General features: G+C 67.3%; 18 protein-coding genes, 1 tRNA gene and 1 pseudogene. 10 read left to right on the plus strand and 10 right to left on the minus strand.

What is annotated here, in order from left to right; translation table 11 throughout:
• Nucleotides 1–199 (minus strand): annotated as a pseudogene (locus BLT27_RS16060) (IS5/IS1182 family transposase); the annotation flags it as partial.
• Between BLT27_RS16060 and BLT27_RS16065 the strand changes: the two are divergent.
• The 5 genes from BLT27_RS16065 (at nt 150) to BLT27_RS16075 (ending at nt 2,677) form a co-directional block, all read left to right on the plus strand.
• Entirely contained in the window at nt 150–569 is a 420-nt protein-coding gene (locus tag BLT27_RS16065) for a GNAT family N-acetyltransferase (protein WP_245707817.1), read from the plus strand. The pseudogene BLT27_RS16060 and the gene BLT27_RS16065 overlap by 50 nt on opposite strands.
• Nucleotides 566–694 (plus strand): hypothetical protein, encoded by a 129-nt coding sequence (locus BLT27_RS20450; protein WP_281241463.1) that lies wholly within the window; start codon nt 566–568, stop codon nt 692–694. Before BLT27_RS16065 ends, BLT27_RS20450 begins: the two co-directional genes overlap by 4 nt.
• Before the next feature lie 49 nt (nt 695–743).
• On the plus strand, nt 744–1,040 hold the full coding sequence (locus BLT27_RS16070) for a hypothetical protein (protein WP_089735728.1): 297 nt from the start codon (nt 744–746) through the stop codon (nt 1,038–1,040).
• Between the two features lie 44 nt (nt 1,041–1,084).
• Nucleotides 1,085–1,252: a hypothetical protein gene (locus tag BLT27_RS20250; RefSeq protein ID WP_368086037.1), complete on the plus strand. Its 168-nt coding sequence runs from the start codon at nt 1,085–1,087 to the stop codon at nt 1,250–1,252.
• A gap of 87 nt (nt 1,253–1,339) precedes the next feature.
• The gene (locus BLT27_RS16075; RefSeq protein WP_089735730.1) at nt 1,340–2,677 is read left to right on the plus strand and encodes a hemolysin family protein; all 1,338 of its coding nucleotides are present in this window, start codon (nt 1,340–1,342) and stop codon (nt 2,675–2,677) included.
• A gap of 100 nt (nt 2,678–2,777) precedes the next feature.
• Here the strand turns inward: BLT27_RS16075 and BLT27_RS16080 are convergent, their stop codons facing one another.
• The gene (locus BLT27_RS16080) at nt 2,778–3,716 is read right to left on the minus strand and encodes a hypothetical protein (protein WP_089735731.1); all 939 of its coding nucleotides are present in this window, start codon (nt 3,714–3,716) and stop codon (nt 2,778–2,780) included.
• A gap of 172 nt (nt 3,717–3,888) precedes the next feature.
• Nucleotides 3,889–4,503 (minus strand): phosphoribosyltransferase, encoded by a 615-nt coding sequence (locus BLT27_RS16085; RefSeq protein WP_089735733.1) that lies wholly within the window; start codon nt 4,501–4,503, stop codon nt 3,889–3,891.
• 209 nt (nt 4,504–4,712) lie between these two features.
• Here BLT27_RS16085 and BLT27_RS16090 point away from each other — a divergent pair, with 209 nt between their 5' ends.
• Entirely contained in the window at nt 4,713–5,126 is a 414-nt protein-coding gene (locus BLT27_RS16090; RefSeq protein WP_089735735.1) for an OsmC family protein, read from the plus strand.
• Nucleotides 5,127–5,369: 243 nt separating this feature from the next.
• Here the strand turns inward: BLT27_RS16090 and BLT27_RS16095 are convergent, their stop codons facing one another.
• Nucleotides 5,370–6,707 carry a sodium-dependent transporter gene (locus tag BLT27_RS16095; RefSeq protein WP_089735737.1) on the minus strand — a complete coding sequence of 446 codons (1,338 nt, stop codon included), beginning with the start codon at nt 6,705–6,707 and terminating at the stop codon, nt 5,370–5,372.
• Nucleotides 6,708–7,297: 590 nt separating this feature from the next.
• Between BLT27_RS16095 and BLT27_RS16100 the strand changes: the two genes are divergently transcribed.
• Nucleotides 7,298–7,370: transfer RNA gene (locus tag BLT27_RS16100), tRNA-Gln, on the plus strand.
• Nucleotides 7,371–7,795: 425 nt separating this feature from the next.
• Here BLT27_RS16100 and BLT27_RS16105 read toward each other — a convergent pair.
• The 6 genes from BLT27_RS16105 to BLT27_RS16130 form a co-directional block, all read right to left on the minus strand.
• The gene (locus BLT27_RS16105) at nt 7,796–8,785 is read right to left on the minus strand and encodes an HNH endonuclease (RefSeq protein WP_217639173.1); all 990 of its coding nucleotides are present in this window, start codon (nt 8,783–8,785) and stop codon (nt 7,796–7,798) included.
• Nucleotides 8,786–8,839: 54 nt separating this feature from the next.
• Nucleotides 8,840–9,292: an arsenic resistance N-acetyltransferase ArsN2 gene (arsN2, locus tag BLT27_RS16110; RefSeq protein WP_089735800.1), complete on the minus strand. Its 453-nt coding sequence runs from the start codon at nt 9,290–9,292 to the stop codon at nt 8,840–8,842.
• Nucleotides 9,293–9,373: 81 nt separating this feature from the next.
• On the minus strand, nt 9,374–9,667 hold the full coding sequence (locus BLT27_RS16115) for a hypothetical protein (RefSeq protein WP_089735739.1): 294 nt from the start codon (nt 9,665–9,667) through the stop codon (nt 9,374–9,376).
• A 65-nt stretch (nt 9,668–9,732) separates the two neighbouring features.
• Nucleotides 9,733–10,578: an arsenite methyltransferase gene (locus BLT27_RS16120; RefSeq protein WP_089735741.1), complete on the minus strand. Its 846-nt coding sequence runs from the start codon at nt 10,576–10,578 to the stop codon at nt 9,733–9,735.
• Nucleotides 10,565–10,945, minus strand: coding sequence for an ArsR/SmtB family transcription factor (locus BLT27_RS16125; RefSeq protein WP_089735742.1), 381 nt, complete (start codon nt 10,943–10,945; stop codon nt 10,565–10,567). The genes BLT27_RS16120 and BLT27_RS16125 overlap by 14 nt, the downstream gene beginning before the upstream one ends.
• A 149-nt stretch (nt 10,946–11,094) precedes the next feature.
• Nucleotides 11,095–11,958 (minus strand): universal stress protein, encoded by an 864-nt coding sequence (locus BLT27_RS16130; protein ID WP_089735744.1) that lies wholly within the window; start codon nt 11,956–11,958, stop codon nt 11,095–11,097.
• Nucleotides 11,959–12,214: 256 nt separating this feature from the next.
• Here BLT27_RS16130 and BLT27_RS16135 point away from each other — a divergent pair, with 256 nt between their 5' ends.
• From BLT27_RS16135 to BLT27_RS16145, 3 genes are read left to right on the plus strand one after another with little or no spacing between them, the layout of a single operon-like run.
• The gene (locus BLT27_RS16135) at nt 12,215–12,907 is read left to right on the plus strand and encodes a potassium channel family protein (RefSeq protein WP_089735746.1); all 693 of its coding nucleotides are present in this window, start codon (nt 12,215–12,217) and stop codon (nt 12,905–12,907) included.
• Nucleotides 12,908–12,958: 51 nt separating this feature from the next.
• On the plus strand, nt 12,959–14,518 hold the full coding sequence (locus tag BLT27_RS16140; protein ID WP_089735748.1) for a TrkH family potassium uptake protein: 1,560 nt from the start codon (nt 12,959–12,961) through the stop codon (nt 14,516–14,518).
• Entirely contained in the window at nt 14,515–14,733 is a 219-nt protein-coding gene (locus BLT27_RS16145) for a hypothetical protein (RefSeq protein ID WP_089735750.1), read from the plus strand. Before BLT27_RS16140 ends, BLT27_RS16145 begins: the two co-directional genes overlap by 4 nt.
• The last annotated feature ends 21 nt before the right edge of the window (nt 14,734–14,754 follow it).

Consider the following 14,754-nt stretch of genomic DNA (forward strand, 5'->3'; position numbering starts at 1 on the left):
CGTCACAAATCTCGGTCATGTACTGTAGCCGATTCGGTGTTTCACGGTAGCTGTGGCCGTCTTCGAGCCGGAAACAATGGAGAACGACGTGCTTCCAGCGGGCGAACCCGCCGCTGGCGGGCTCGCCCGCGTGCTTTCCCAACGCTTGTTTGACTAGCTGCCGACACTGCTCAACGAAGTCGAGGAGATCAACTTCCATAGCCAGAATCGATTTCCTCGGCTTCGCCCTTCTAACCCGTGACAACCGTCGATTAGATCGCTATTCAACACGGCACAAGATACAGGACCGCACGCGCTGGGCCGAGATCGCCATCAGCATCGCGCCCGAGCACTGGGGCAACGGCTACGCGACCGAAGCGAGCGAGCTCATCGTCGACTACGCGTTCACCGAGCGCAACCTCCACCGCCTCCAGGCTCGCGTCATCGAGCCCAACGACGCCTCCGCGAGCGTCTGGGAGAAGCTCGGCTTCACCCGCGAGGGCACCCTCCGCGAGAACCAGTTCTACGAGGGCGAGTACGTCGGCACGCGGTACTACGGGCTGCTCGAAGACGAGTGGGAGGGGCGGTGACGGAGCTCTCGGACGACGAAGTCGACCGCTGGCTCTCGGGGACGATAGCCTCGGGCGTGGCGACCGACGGGGAGTATATCGACGACATCGTGTACGGTCGAGAACTCGACCCGGAGACGGCGTAGCACGGCCCACGCAACGGTTAAGACGCATATCATCTTATTTAGAAGTATAATGTTCGAGAAAGTAACCCTCGTAGAGCTTCGTGTCGAAGACCCCACCGTCGGCGGCGCAGCCACCGGAGACGACGAGTCGGCCCGCGAGTCGATGGCCAAGGAGTCGAGCGAGTCCGAGGAGCAGTCCCGACGCTCCATCGGGGCCCGCGTCCGCCGCATCGCCATGCTCGGCGCGGTCCTCGGTGCGGTCGCAGCCGTCACCGCGGTCGCCCGCCGCGTGCGTGGCCGCCGTGGCATGGCCGACGACCGCGACATCGAACTCGCGCGAGAGGACGACGTCGAGCTGCCCGCCTGAGGCCGACCGCGTCGCGGAGCGCGGACGGCCGGCTGCGCGCGGCGATTCGGGAGACCTGCCGAGCGTACCGGCCCGACGTGCCCATCTGCTTCGACCTCGACTCCGGCCACACCGACCCGCAGCCCCCGGTCCCCATCGGCGGACACGTCGAACTCGACCCGACGACCGAGTCGGTCGTGTTCGGCGCGGGGCGGCGAGCAGCCGCCGCGTGACCCAGTGACCGCGTTTTAATACCCCGACCCGCAAGGTCCAGCCATGGAAACTCGACGTTCGAACGGACAGCCGACCGCGGAGGAGCGATGGTAGACCTCGTGTTCTCCGCGGCACGGGTCCTCGCCGCGCTGTTCCTCGTCGCCCTGAACGGCTTCTTCGTCGCCTCCGAGTTCGCCTTCGTCCGGGTCCGCTCGACGTCGGTCGAGCAGCTGGCCGAGGAGGGGCTCGCCGGCTCCGCCGCCCTCGAGGGCGTGATGGCGAACCTCGACGACTACCTCGCGGCGACACAGCTCGGCATCACGCTCGCATCGCTGGGGCTCGGCTGGATCGGCGAACCCGCCGTCGCGGCGCTCATCGAACCCGTCCTCGACCCGTTCCTCTCGGGGGACCTCATCCACCTCGTCGCGTTCGCGCTCGGGTTCAGCATCATCACGTTCCTCCACGTCGTCTTCGGCGAACTCGCTCCGAAGACCATCGCCATCGCCGACGCGGAGCGTGTCTCCCTGCTGCTCGCGCCGCCGATGGCCGCCTCGTACTACCTGTTCAAGCCCGGCATCGTCGTGTTCAACGGGGCCGCCAACGCCTTCACGCGCCTGCTCGGCGTCCCGCCGGTGTCCGAGACCGACGAGACGATGGAGGAGCGCGAGATCCGCCGCGTCCTGATGCGCTCGGGCGAGGAGGGCCACGTCGAGATGGCCGAGGTCGACATGATCGAACGCGTCTTCGACCTCGACGACACCACGGTCCGCGAGGTGATGGTGCCCCGACCCGACGTCGTGAGCATCCACGCGGACGTGCCGCTGTCCGAACTCCGCGCGACGGTCCTCGACGCCGAACACACGCGCTACCCCGTCGTCGACGCGGAAGACCCCGACCAGGTTGTCGGCTACGTCGACGTGAAGGACCTCCTCCGAGCCACCGAGTCCGACCTCGAGTCCGCGACCGCCGGCGACCTCGCACGCGACGTCATCGTCGTCCCCGAGACGACGACGGTCAACGACCTCCTCCTGCAGTTCCGCGAGGAGCAGCGCCAGATGGCCGTCGTCATCGACGAGTGGGGTGTCCTCGAGGGCATCGCCACCGTCGAGGACGTCGTCGAGGCCATCGTCGGCGACCTCCGCGACGAGTTCGACGCCGAGATCCGCGAGCACTCCATCAGCCGGCAGGACGACGGCAGCTACGACGCCGACGGCTCGGTCACGCTCTCGGACGTCAACGAGGAGCTCGGCACCGCGTTCGAGAGCGACGGCTTCGAGACGCTCGGCGGCTTCGTGCTGGAACACCTCGACCGACTCCCCGAGGTCGGCGACAGCGTCGACGCCGGCGACTACACCATCGAGGTGACGGGCGTCGACGGGGCGCGCATCTCGACGCTCCGGATCGAGGGCGGCGACGAGGACGGCGAGGAGACGACGGCGGCGTAGCTCGCCCCCTCAGCCGTCCGAGTACGGGTCATCGTCGGGGCGCAGCACCCCCAGCTGAACGGGGTCATCCGGAGACGGGTCGTCGACGGTTCGGCCGCCCTCACCTGTCGACCGCGGTCACCTCGAACGTCGTCCCCTCGTAGGCGAACGTCGCGCCGCGGTGGAACCGGGTGCCGAGCCTGCCGTTCGTCCGAACGGTGACGCGCTCGACGCCCGGTTCGAACTGTGCGAGGACGTCCCGCAGGAGCGGGTTCCCGTAGACGGACTCGGTGACGTACGTCGTCCGCTGGTCACCCGCTGGGGCCTCCTCCTCGGTCCGTCTCGTCACCGTCACCGAGCGGTCGGGGTCGTCCGCCCCGACCGTCACGGTCACCGTCTCGCCGTCGCGAGCGACGTCCTGGACGCGGTTCGTCGGGGTCAGTTCGAGGGGGTCGCCCTCGACCGTGAACGGCGCGGCGTATCCGACGACCGGCTGGCTCTCCCGCCACGGCTCGCCCTCGCCACCGTAGGACCCGACGACGACGAACGCGTACTGGCCGGGGCCGAGCGCCCGCAGTTCGAGTGTCTCGTCGGCGGTCACCGGCTCGACCGGGCGTTCGAGGCCGTCGTTTCGGATCGAGAGCGACCACGTGTGCGACCCACCGGGGGCGAGCGACGCGCCGGCAGCCGCCGAGAAGCGCCTGGCGACGGTCTCGTGCCACGAGCCGTCGACGTGCTTCTGCAGGTGCCAGTTGTAGAAGTTCCCGTTGAACGCCTCGTCGCGGTTGTTCACCAGCGTGAACGTGGTCGCGGCCGCCGGGAGTGAGACGGCCCGCTCCCCCGGCACGAGCGCGGTCTCGTCGGCCGCTGCCGTCGATTCGATGTCCGTGTTGCACTGCACGCGAACCTCACCCTCGAGGTCCGCGTTCCCGACGACCGAACTCGAAGTCGGACAGGGCGGGGCGTCGGACGAACTCGAGAGGGGACCAATGCCGTCGAGACAGCCGGCGAGCGCACAGGGGAGTGCGGCGCCTGCGTGGAGGAGGGTACGGCGTTTCATACACCTACCCGTGTTGTGACAGGACAAAAAGCTGTAACGGAATACTCGATAGCAACCGGGGTCGTCCGAGATGGGCTACCCGCCGTACCGGCGGCTGGGGTTCGAGACGGTCGTCACCGACCACCAGTCCGAACCCGCCGCCGGAGCGGCTCGCAGCAACCCGCGTCCCGGCTCAATCGTCCCAGATCGCCCGGTCGAGCACGCCGAGGTGGCGGAGGTCCCGGTGCCGTTCCTCGTAGTCCAGTCCGTACCCCACGAAGAACGAGTCCGGGAGCAGGAACCCGCTGTAGGCGGGATCGACGTCCACGTCACGGTCGACGTCGACCTCGAACAGCGTCACGATGGTGACCGAGTTGGGGTCGTGCGCCGCGACCCGGTCGCGGAGCGTCGCCAGCGTGTGCCCCTCGTGGAGGATGTCCTCGACGAGGACGACGTCCTTGCCGGCGAGGCGGTCCTCGTCGAAGAACTCGACGGCCGGCGTCTCGGTGGTCGGGCCGGAATCGTATCGCGAGGTGTGGACGATGCCCTCGCTGTAGGGCACCGCGAGGTCGACCTCGCACAGCAGGTCCACGAAGAAGCGCATCGCACCCTTGAGGACACAGACCGGGTAGAAGTCGGGGTTCGACCGGTGCTCGTCGGCGAGCGCCGACCCGAGCGCTGCCACGCGCTCTTCGAGCTCGGCCCGCGGAATCAGCACCCCCTCGAGCGCCGACTGGTGCGCCTCGCCGATGTCGAACTGCTCCGGCTCGTACAGGTCGCGGTCCCGGACGTCGATCGGTGCCAGCATCTGTCTCAGCTAGTCGTCTCGCCCTCCGTGCGTAAATACGATGTCGCTTCGTCGTAGTTCCCACCCCACCGGGGTCCTCGTACGTCGAGCCCGCCCGGCCACACGCCGACCCCCTCACCGCTTCCCTGCCAGCGGTGTCCCCCAGCACCAGCGCGTTCGGAGCAGCCGCGACCCCAAAGGTATTCTCCCGGACGGACGGACACTCTACCATGGGCGACGCAGACCTGACCCACTACGAAGTCCGTGCATCGCGTGTCAGCCCGAAACGGACCCGCGTCGACACCGGCGACGCGGAGTTCACCGTCGGCAAGGACGTGAACCCCGTGGAGTACTTCGTCGGCTCCGTCCTGGCCTGCCTCAACTCGACCGGGACGATGGTCGCCCGCGACATGGACATCGACATCACGTCGCTGGAGGCGTCGATCGAGGGCGACATCAACTACGCGACGTACCGAGGCGAGGACGTCGCGGACCGCGCCGGCCTCCAGGGACTCGCGGTGACGCTCTCGGTCGAGACCGCGGACGACGCCGACCTCGACGCCTGGCTCGCGGCCGTGAAAGACCGGTGTCCGGTCACCGACAACGTCGAGAACGAGACCGGTCTCGACGTCAGCCTCGACTGAGCCGGCCCGGTGAGCGTCCGCGACGGTCCGGAGTGAGCCGACCGACCCCCTTCCGGAGCGCCGTCGACACCCACTGTCGTATCCTCCCGCGACGACGGCGCGACGGGTGAACACCGGACCGTGCGACCGTTCGCCGACGCTCCACAGCCGGTGAAACACAGCGCGTGCACCGGCGGTGCGAGACGGAGCTCCCGGGCGGTCACGGAGCGCTCCCCCTGTTCTGACGACCGGAAGCGTTCGTGGTCAGAGCGGCGGGACGATGTACGCGTCGGATGGCGTCGCCAGCTCGAGGACGCCCAGCGCGAGGGTCCCGAGGACGGCCAGGAGGACGACGGTCCTGACCGACCACAACCACAGCGTCGAGATGTCCGGCAACCCCTCGGCTCCCTGGCGAACCTCGTCGACGGCGTCCCGGGCGACTATCCAGCCGACGAAGAAGACGACGAGAACCACCGTCAACGGCAGAAAGAGGTTCACGGCGATGGCGTCGAACCAGCCGAGCCAGTCGGTGTCCCACGCCGACGGGACACCCAGGACGAACAGCACGAGGCCGAGACCGCTGGCGACGACGGGCCGCGAGACGTCGTAGGTGTCGACGAGATAGGAGACGACCACCTCGAGCAACGAGATCGAACTCGACAGCGACGCGATGAGGACGATGGCGAAGAACACCACCCCGACAGCTCCCCCGAAGGGGAGTTCCCCCAGCGCGGTCGGGACCGAGATGAAGATGGCACCCGGACCGGCCGTGTCCGGCGAGACGCCCTCGGCGAACAGGAGCGGAAAGACGATGAGCCCGGCGAGCACCCCGACGAACGTGTTGAACGCGGCGATGGTCGCGCCGTCGACGACCAGGTTGTCGTCCTCGCCGATGTACGACGCGTACGTGATCATGACCGAGAAGCCCAGCGACAGCGAGAACAGCGCCTGTCCGACGGCCGCGGGAACGACGCTCCCGAGGTTCGCGGCCAGCACGTCGAGGTCCGGCGCGAGGAAGTACGCGAACCCCTCGCCCGCGTTCGGCAGCGTCGCCCCGAACACGGCGAGTCCCATCATCAGGAGCACGACGCTCGGGACCATGAACTTCGTCGCCAGCTCGATGCCATCTTCGACACCCAGCGCGACGATACCGACGGTCGCCGCCAGGAAGACGGCGTGGAGCACCACGGCCTCGGGGCCAGCCGAAACAGCCCCGAAGTACGCCGCGGGGTCGTCGACGTACCCGCCCGTTGCGCTCGCGCCGATGTACCGGATCACCCAGCCCCCGATGACGCTGTAGTACGAGAGGACCCAGAAGCCCGTGAACACGCCCAGTGCGCCGGCGACCTTCCAGTTCGGTCGGCCGAGCTTCTCGAAGGCCGTGATCGCGTTGATGTTCGCTCGCCGTCCCACGACGAACTCGGCGAGCACCGCGGGGATGCCGATCACCACGACGGCGACCAGGTAGACCACCAGGAACGTCGCGCCACCGTTCTCCGCGGTCTGGAACGGGAACCGCCAGATGTTGCCGAGCCCGACCGCGCTCCCGATCGACGCCAGGAGGAATCCGATACGTGTCGCCCAGGTCTCGCGTTCGACCATCCCGCTCAACTTGGACGATGGGGGGACGAAAAACTGCCGAATCTGGGGGTGACGAGGCGTGCTAACTGGGAGCGCGCCCTGCGTTCATCGTGCTTGTCCGTCCTGTGCTGGGAGCCAGTTCGACGGAAAGCACAGGCGAGCGTCCCCTTGCAGACTCGCTCCGTCTTCTCGTCTCCGACCCTGCGAACCTCTCGGGCGTCCTCGCCGAGGGGACCACCGGACACAGCCAGCTTCGAACGCCGTCAGATCGTCACGGTCCGTCCAGCTCGTGTACGTCGCAACCGACTTCCTCACCGCGACGGCGTCGACAAAGAGATGAACGTCGGCCAGCTCAGCAGCTACGGCCACGGCATAGACATCCTCCGCGGCGAAATCGTAAAATGCGACGTGCTCTGCGCCGACTGCCACCGCAAAGAGCACTTCGTCGACCACCTCGAAGCCGCTCCCGACGAGTGCGTGGCGACCCGGACGACTGACGAATCGCCGTACGTGAGTGCGTCTCACCACTGCGCTGTTTCGCAACACTCAAATATCCAAGCACAGTACTATGCTCTGTATTCCCGGCCGAATCGACGACCGGGAGACGTGTCAGTCCATTGGGGTAGTGGCCAATCCTGTTGCCTTCTGGGGGCAACGACCCTGGTTCGAATCCAGGATGGACTACTTTTCGTACTTTTGGCCCCGGAGAGCCGTCTTTAGTACAGTTTCGGCTCCGTACCGATGTTTGTTAGGTTCTGATTCGAAAAGAGGATATTACCCGTATGCTTTCATCCCTGAGACGTGGCCAACCGATACTCACGCCGAACTACCGCGTCACCACGACGAGTCCAGCGACCATCTGGACGACAGCCAAGAGCGCCGGAACGCCCCAGAGACCGCCGACGGCAATCATGACTGTGGCTGCTCCGACAGCCAGTATCCCCGCGAGGAGGAAACCCAGGACCAACCGGAGGGAGGGTCCGGGGACACGGGTGTTCCAGAGCGCTCGGAGGAGACTGCGCGTGCCACCACGAGTGGGTCGCGACTCAAGCTACTTCTGTCGGGTCCGGAGGAAGGCACGCCAGCGCTGATGGTGCCGGCTCGCGCGCTCACACCCAAGCCAGTTCCGCGTTGTGCTGGCGGAGATACCCCGCGTCCACGGCTTCCTCCGGCACGCCGACGCGCTCGCCGTCGCGGTTCAGAATCGTCCGTTCCAGCAGCTCACTCTCGGTCTCGAAGCCGGGGTTCACGACGAGCCGGTACTCCTCGTCGAGCGTGAACAGCTCGCGGTCGAACGCTGCGTGGTGGGTCCGGTCCAGCACGAGCACGTTCGAGAGGTCCGCCCGGTACGCTGGGTACTCACTCCAGGGGAGCACGTGCGCCACATCGAGCAGGCCGGTGTGGTCCACTCCCGAGACGGGACACGTCCGTTCGTACCGCGACAGCGCGGTCGCGCGGAACTCGGGGTCGACCGACCGGGCCTGGGCGGTGGTCTCGTACGTGCCGGCAGTCATCGCGTCGTCCGCACCATCCTCCACAGTCCATTCGGTCCCCGCCCAGTCCGCGACGGCACCCTCGACGAATTCCCGACCTTCGTCAGTGAGCGCGTACTCGTCGCCACGTTTCTCGACGAGGCCCATGCTGCGGAGCCAGTTCGCGCGCTGTTTCGGCATGCCGGTCTCGTTGCGGTCCCAGCCGAGTTCCGGGTGGGTGTCGAGCTGCTGGGCACCGATCTCCGCGATGGTCATCGGGCCGACGGCGAGCGCGTAGAGCAGGCTGCGGAGGCCGACGTTGCGGTCGCACATGATCCGAAGGAGCGTCGCCGTGTCGTGGCCGTCTGTGTACGCCTCGCCGTTCGGCCCGAGCGTCCATCCCTCCTGCCCCTCGGCGAGGAAGCCGACCTTCCGGAGGTAGCGCACGCGGCGCATGATGGAGCCCTCGCTCGACACGCCGTCGAACTGGCCGCGGTGCCAGCCGACGAGTTCGTCGGTCGAGGGTTTGTGGGCGTCGACGAACGCGAGGATGGCGTCGAGGGTCTCGACGTACCGGGTCGCCCCGCCGAACATGGGGACGATAGAGCGGACGCGCTCTTCCTGCATACGGGGTGGTCGGCCGGCCGTGGTATGATCCTTCTGCCCGGCCCGCATCTCGCTCTACCGACGGAGGGGCTTCATCAGACAGACCGCCGACGCCGGACAGAGGTCGGCGAACTCGGTCGTCTCCCGGATCGCGTCCGGGACGGCCTCCCGTTCGACGCGCTCGTAGCCCCGGGCTCGGAAGAACGGCGCGGCGGTCGTCGTGAGCAGGTAGAGGGTCTGGAAGCCGCGCTCCCTGGCGCGTGCTTCGAGAGCGTCACAGAGCGCGGCCCCGTAGCCCTGGCCGCGGTACTGCTCGGCGACGACGACCGAACGGAGCAGGCCGTTCGAGCCGTAGCGTTCGAGCCCGCCGACACAGGTCGATTCGTCGCGCTCGTCGACGGTGGACGCGATGAAGAACTCGGCGCCCCCGTCACGCACGTCCCGATGTGGGAGGTCGTTCGCCGCCAGCAGTGACTCGACCTGGGGGATGTCGGCCTCGGTCGCAGGTCGCAAGCTGAGGTCGTTCATAACGTCGGGCTGGTCGTTCGTGAGGCGCTCGGTTCGGTCGCGATGCGGCGACGGCACGGGCCGGGTGCCCGGACCCGACGCTCAGCAGCAGGCGTCATCTGCCGGGGGCCGTCTGACCGTGATCCGGGCGGTGCCGAACAGGTCGAACGTGAGTCGCTTGCAGCGCTGCACACAGCGTGCCAGCCGGTAGGCGTGTCGGGCGCCAGTGCCGAGCGTGCCGCCCGCGACGAGCGTCGTCGCAGCCGCGAGCGGACTGTGCACAGCCCACAGTGCGAATGGAACCGCGGCGACCAGCAGGTAGCTCGTGACGATGCGTCGCCACGTGAGGTCGTCGGCGAACTGGCGGGTTCGTGGGTCGAGTGGCGGTCGTGGCATCTGGCTGGTGGTCGACGGTGGCTGGTGGTCGATGCGAGCGCTGGTACTGACGGGCCGGTCGCGTACTACGCCCCCGCCTCCGGTCGTTCGGCCTCGATGGTTGCGGCGACGATGTACTCGCTCAGGTCGAGCGCGTCGTCCCACTCGCGGATGAACTCGTCGCTGTCGGCCTTCGGCTCGATGGTGACGTGGACGAAGCCGGCCTCGGTCAGCATCGACTCGAGCGCGGAGATGGTCGCCGCACCGGCGACACACGCGGCGACCGACTCCGGGTCGGTCCGCAGGTCGGTCGGGAGATCGGCGGTCAGCACGACGTCGGAGATGGCGACGCGGCCACCCGGCCTGAGGACGCGATAGGCCTCGCGGAACACCTGGGGTTTGTCCGGCGACAGGTTGACGACGCAGTTCGAGATGACGACGTCGACGGACGCGTCGGCGACCGGGAGGTGTTCGATCTCGCCGAGGCGGAACTCGACGTTGCTCGCGTCGTTCGCCGCGACGTTGTCGCGGGCCGTCTCGACCATCTCCGGCGTCATGTCGACGCCGACGACGTGGCCGTCGGGCCCGACCTCGCGGGCGGCCAGGAAGCAGTCGAAGCCGCCGCCGGAGCCGAGGTCGAGGACGGTGTCGCCCGCGTCGAGGCTGGCGATGGCGGTGGGGTTGCCACAGCCGAGGTTCAGGTTCGCGTCGCCCGCGACGGCGGCGAGGTCGTCGGCCGAGTAGCCGTGCTGCGTCGAGACCTGGGTGTCCTCGGCGGCCGTCTCGCCACAGCAGGAGGCAGTGTCGTCACAGCACGACCCGGACTCGGCGGCGATGCGGCCGTAGCGTTCGCGCACCGCGGTTCGCTGTGTCTTAGCGTCCAGTTGGTCGGCGTCGTCGCGGGTGGCAGCCGGCGTCTCAGTCACGGACATCACCCCTGGTCTCGTCGAGTGCGGCGAGCAGTCCTTCCGCACGCGGCGTCGAGGAGTAGTACCGCCAGCGGCCCTCCTTTCGCCGCTCCACGAGGCCGGCGCTGAACAGCCGGGAGAGCGCCTGGCTGACGGCCCCCTGACTCACGCCGAGTGCGGGCTCTATCTCGCAGACACAGACGTCGTCGTCGGCCGCCGCGATGATGCGGAGCGCCTCGTACCGGGTGTCGTTCCCCAGGGTCGCGAGGAGCTCGACGTCGGTGGCGACCGCCGACTCCGACAGGGCGTGCTCGTGGCGACCCGAGCAACAGCCCGTCTCCTGTTCGCGCTGTGCGTCGGTTGGCCGTTCGTCCGTGGTCGGTTCGTTCATTTTAGTATGCGCTAATATAAGACCCTGCTAATATAATGGTCGGGGTCGAGCGCTGTGCACGGACTATCGGGATGTGACTCACCGAGACCGGTCGTGGGCCACCGAGAAACAGGCCGTCACGGACCGTCGCCCGCCGGGAGCGACGGCCCTCAGTCGAGGCTCCCCGAGAGCAGACTCAGCTCCGGGTCGGCCCCCTTCCGGGCCATCACGACCGTGTTCTGTGCCTGCCCGCGGATCTCGGCGGCCTTCGACCCGAAGATCAGCCGCCGCAGCTTCCCCTTCTGTGGCGCTCCGATGACCGTCAGGTCGTGATAGCCCGATTCCTCGACGATCTCCGAGGTGACGCTCCCACCGTCGATGATCCTGGTGTCGACCTCGACGTCGTCGGGAGCCCGCGCCGCACCCGATTCGAGCAGGGCCGTCGCCTCGTCGCGGTCCGGACCGGAGTCGCCGGTCTCGAGGATGTGGACGAGTTCGAGCCACGCGTCGTTGGCTTCGGCGACCGCGCTGGCGACATCGACGGCGGCCCCGGAGTGTGACCCGCCGGCGATGGGGACGAGTATCGACGCGATCGACTCGGGCGGCGCCCGACCACCGACGACGACCGTGTCACAGCCCGTCTGGGTGGCGAGCTGGCTTTCGAGGCCTTCGGACGCGTCGTCACCCATCACGATGGTGTTCACCTGAAACGTCCCCGCCGCCGTGACGACAGCCTCGCTCGGGGACGGTCCGGTGAGTGTCTGTCCGAGGACGTCGGCCGCTATCGAGGGGTTCTGTCGGGCGTGAAGAACCGTCTCCGCGACCTCGCGTGAGCTCTCGTATCCCGCACCGTCGGTTCCTGTCTCGACGTCGCCGATCAGTAGTTGGCTGTCCAGTGCCGTCGCAATCGCTCCCGCGATGCCGAGCACAGTATCGGACTCCGCCTGAAAGATCGGGTACAGCGTCCGCGTCTTCGACGCACCCCTCGAACCACCGATCATCGGCCGCTCCCGCTCGTCCGACGAGTCACTCATTTCCCACCCATTTTCGCCTCGAGTATTTAGTACTATCTCTGCTATCAAGTGGCGCAAAATTTGGGGCCGATATTTTGGTTTCGGCAGAACAACCAATTCCGAAACAGATGCGTTAAGTCACTCCGGAATGCAGACCGAGACAGACTGATGATTCGCAGCGTTCGTTCGCCCCGTACGGTCGACTCGCCTGTCCCGGCTTCGTTCGGCCGACGACCAACTCGACACGACACGCACCCGATGCGGGTGTAGCCCAGCCATGTACATCATCATCGTCGGTGCGGGCGACATCGGCACACCGCTCATCGACATCGCGACGCGAGCGGGGAACGAGGTCGTCGTCATCGAGCGCGACGCCGACAAGGCCGACCGTGTCGCGGGCCAGTACGACTGCCTCGTGCTCAACGCCGACGCGACCACGAAGGAGACCATCAGCGACGCGGGCGGGGAGCAGGCCGACGCGATCATCTCGACGACGGACCAGGACGCGACGAACATCATGGTGTGTCTGCTCGCCAAGGAGTTCGATATCCCCGCTATCCTCTCTGTCGTCCACAATCCCGAACACATGGGGCTGTTCCGGCAGATCGGCGTGAACACGATGCAGAACCCACAGCAGCTCATCGCCGAGTACCTCTACCGCGCCGTCGCCCGGCCGGCCATCGTCGACTTCATGCGGATCGGTGAGGAGGCGGAGGTGTTCGAGATCGAGGTGACGCCGGCGGCCCCGATTGCGGGACAGACGCTGAACGAAGCCGCTAGCTCGGAGCTTCTCGACGACGAGATGCTCGTCGTGGCGATCGAACGGAACGGCGAAGGGCACCCGATCACCCCTCGCGGGAACACCCGGATAGAAGCGGGCGACCTCCTCACGGTGTACTCGGGCGTCGGCGCGGACCCGGAGATCACCGACATCTTCGGCCACCACGAGGACCGGACGTATGGGGACTAACACACACAGTGACCGCGAGAGACGGTCGAAACGAGGCTATATCTCCGAGACATGAACGGGTCGTACGCCCCGGTCGGTCGTGACATCGGCCGCATGCTCCAGGCGCTCTCCGGCCTGGTACTGATCACGATACCCGTCTCGCTCGTCTGGGGGGAGTACTACGTGCTCCCAGCGCTGCTGCTCTCCGCACTCGTCCCGCTCGCGAGTGGCCGACTCCTCACGTCCGCGTTCCGGGACGCATCCGACCCGGGCAAGCTCCACGGGATGATGGTCGCCGCAGCGGGGTGGTTCGCCGTCGCGCTGTTCGGCTCGCTCCCGTTCTTCCTGATCGCCTGGACGGTCGCGCTCGACCCGGTGCTGCTGGAGCCGCCGACGCTGAGCGGGCGGGCCGCGTCGACGGTCAGTGCGTTCAGGAACCCGCTCAACGCGGTGTTCGAGTCGATGAGCGGGTTCACCGGGACCGGACTGACGATGACCGACAACGAGGAGGCACTGCCCCGGACGCTGCAGTGGTGGCGGACGTTCATCGAGTGGGTCGGTGGTGTCGGGGTCATCGTCCTGACGACCGCGATCCTCGCCCGACCGGGGAGCGGCTCCCTCACCCTCTACGAGAGCGAGGCCCGGTCTGAGAAGATACACCCGAGCATCGTCTCGACGGTCCGGACCATCTGGTGGATCTTCCTGCTGTTCACGTTCGTCTCGATACTCGTCCTCTGGCTGGCAGGGATGCCGCTCTGGGGCGCGATCAACCACGCGATGACCGGCCTCGCCACCGGCGGGTTCTCCATCACGGACAACTCCATCGCGACGTACGACAGCGCCGTGATCGACTTCGCGCTGATTCCCGTGATGATACTCGGGAGCATCGCCTTCCCCATCCACTATCTGATACTGCAGGGCGACCTGAAGAACCTCTACACCGACCTGCAGACGCGATGGATGTTCGGCTTCTTCGGGGGCGGCTCGGTGCTCCTCTCGGCGCTGGTGTACCTGAGTGGGACCTACGACTCCTGGTTCGACGCGTTCAGGTACGGGCTGTTCCAGTTCGTCTCCGCGATGTCCTGTACGGGGTTCCAGACCGCGGTCGACTCGACGAACGTCGCCCTCGGCAAGTGGCCGGCCCAGGCACAGTTGACCGTCACCTTCGGGATGGTCGTCGGAGCGGCCGCCGGCTCGACCGTCGGCGGCATCAAACTCATCCGACTCGCGACGCTCGTGAAGGGCATCCGTCACCGGATCACGGACGTGTTCGTCCCCGATACGGCGGTTCGACGCCTCGAGATCGGCGACAGGCGGCTCACCGAGGAAGCGGCGAACCGCGAGCTGGGCGAGGCGGCCATCATCGCGGTGCTCTGGTTCGTGTTCCTCGCCCTGACGACGTTCGTGCTGCTGCTGGTGCTGCCCGAGAGCCAGTACACGCTGGAGAACGTCCTCTTCGAGGTCGCGAGCGCCCAGGGGAACGTCGGCCTCTCCTCCGGCATCACCGGTCCGGGGATGCCGACGGTCGGGAAGCTCTTCTTCCTGTTCAACATGTGGATCGGTCGACTCGAGATCATCCCCGTCCTCGTGCTGCTCAGGGCGTTGTTCACCCGCGGAGGGCTGTACCGATGAACCTCGACGACGTGCCGGTCGTCAACTACGTCCTCGAGTCCGGACCTGACGACCCCGTGTTCGATACGCTCCTCCTCAGTGGCCCGCTGGTCATCGGGATACTCGCCCTCGTCGGCCGGGAACCGGTCTCGGTCGGGCTCGGCGTGCTGTACCTGCTGGTGTTCGCTGGCTATCTCCCGTACAAGTGGCTCAGCGGCCGCGACCAGGACCGCTAAACGGAAACGGTTTGGCAGCAG

Origin of the sequence: Haloarchaeobius iranensis (assembly GCF_900103505.1) — an archaeon.
In the GTDB taxonomy this organism is placed as follows: domain Archaea; phylum Halobacteriota; class Halobacteria; order Halobacteriales; family Natrialbaceae; genus Haloarchaeobius; species Haloarchaeobius iranensis.

What these genes read in the sequence shown, in the direction of transcription:
- BLT27_RS16070 (WP_089735728.1), top strand. Translation starts at nt 744, where the DNA reads ATGTTCGAGAAAGTAACCCTCGTAGAGCTTCGTGTCGAAGACCCCACC.
- BLT27_RS16075 (WP_089735730.1), top strand. Translation starts at nt 1,340, where the DNA reads ATGGTAGACCTCGTGTTCTCCGCGGCACGGGTCCTCGCCGCGCTGTTC.
- BLT27_RS16080 (WP_089735731.1), bottom strand. Translation starts at nt 3,716, where the DNA reads ATGAAACGCCGTACCCTCCTCCACGCAGGCGCCGCACTCCCCTGTGCG.
- BLT27_RS16085 (WP_089735733.1), bottom strand. Translation starts at nt 4,503, where the DNA reads ATGCTGGCACCGATCGACGTCCGGGACCGCGACCTGTACGAGCCGGAG.
- BLT27_RS16090 (WP_089735735.1), top strand. Translation starts at nt 4,713, where the DNA reads ATGGGCGACGCAGACCTGACCCACTACGAAGTCCGTGCATCGCGTGTC.
- BLT27_RS16095 (WP_089735737.1), bottom strand. Translation starts at nt 6,707, where the DNA reads ATGGTCGAACGCGAGACCTGGGCGACACGTATCGGATTCCTCCTGGCG.
- BLT27_RS16105 (WP_217639173.1), bottom strand. Translation starts at nt 8,785, where the DNA reads ATGCAGGAAGAGCGCGTCCGCTCTATCGTCCCCATGTTCGGCGGGGCG.
- arsN2 (WP_089735800.1), bottom strand. Translation starts at nt 9,292, where the DNA reads ATGAACGACCTCAGCTTGCGACCTGCGACCGAGGCCGACATCCCCCAG.
- BLT27_RS16115 (WP_089735739.1), bottom strand. Translation starts at nt 9,667, where the DNA reads ATGCCACGACCGCCACTCGACCCACGAACCCGCCAGTTCGCCGACGAC.
- BLT27_RS16120 (WP_089735741.1), bottom strand. Translation starts at nt 10,578, where the DNA reads ATGTCCGTGACTGAGACGCCGGCTGCCACCCGCGACGACGCCGACCAA.
- BLT27_RS16125 (WP_089735742.1), bottom strand. Translation starts at nt 10,945, where the DNA reads ATGAACGAACCGACCACGGACGAACGGCCAACCGACGCACAGCGCGAA.
- BLT27_RS16130 (WP_089735744.1), bottom strand. Translation starts at nt 11,958, where the DNA reads ATGAGTGACTCGTCGGACGAGCGGGAGCGGCCGATGATCGGTGGTTCG.
- BLT27_RS16135 (WP_089735746.1), top strand. Translation starts at nt 12,215, where the DNA reads ATGTACATCATCATCGTCGGTGCGGGCGACATCGGCACACCGCTCATC.
- BLT27_RS16140 (WP_089735748.1), top strand. Translation starts at nt 12,959, where the DNA reads ATGAACGGGTCGTACGCCCCGGTCGGTCGTGACATCGGCCGCATGCTC.
- BLT27_RS16145 (WP_089735750.1), top strand. Translation starts at nt 14,515, where the DNA reads ATGAACCTCGACGACGTGCCGGTCGTCAACTACGTCCTCGAGTCCGGA.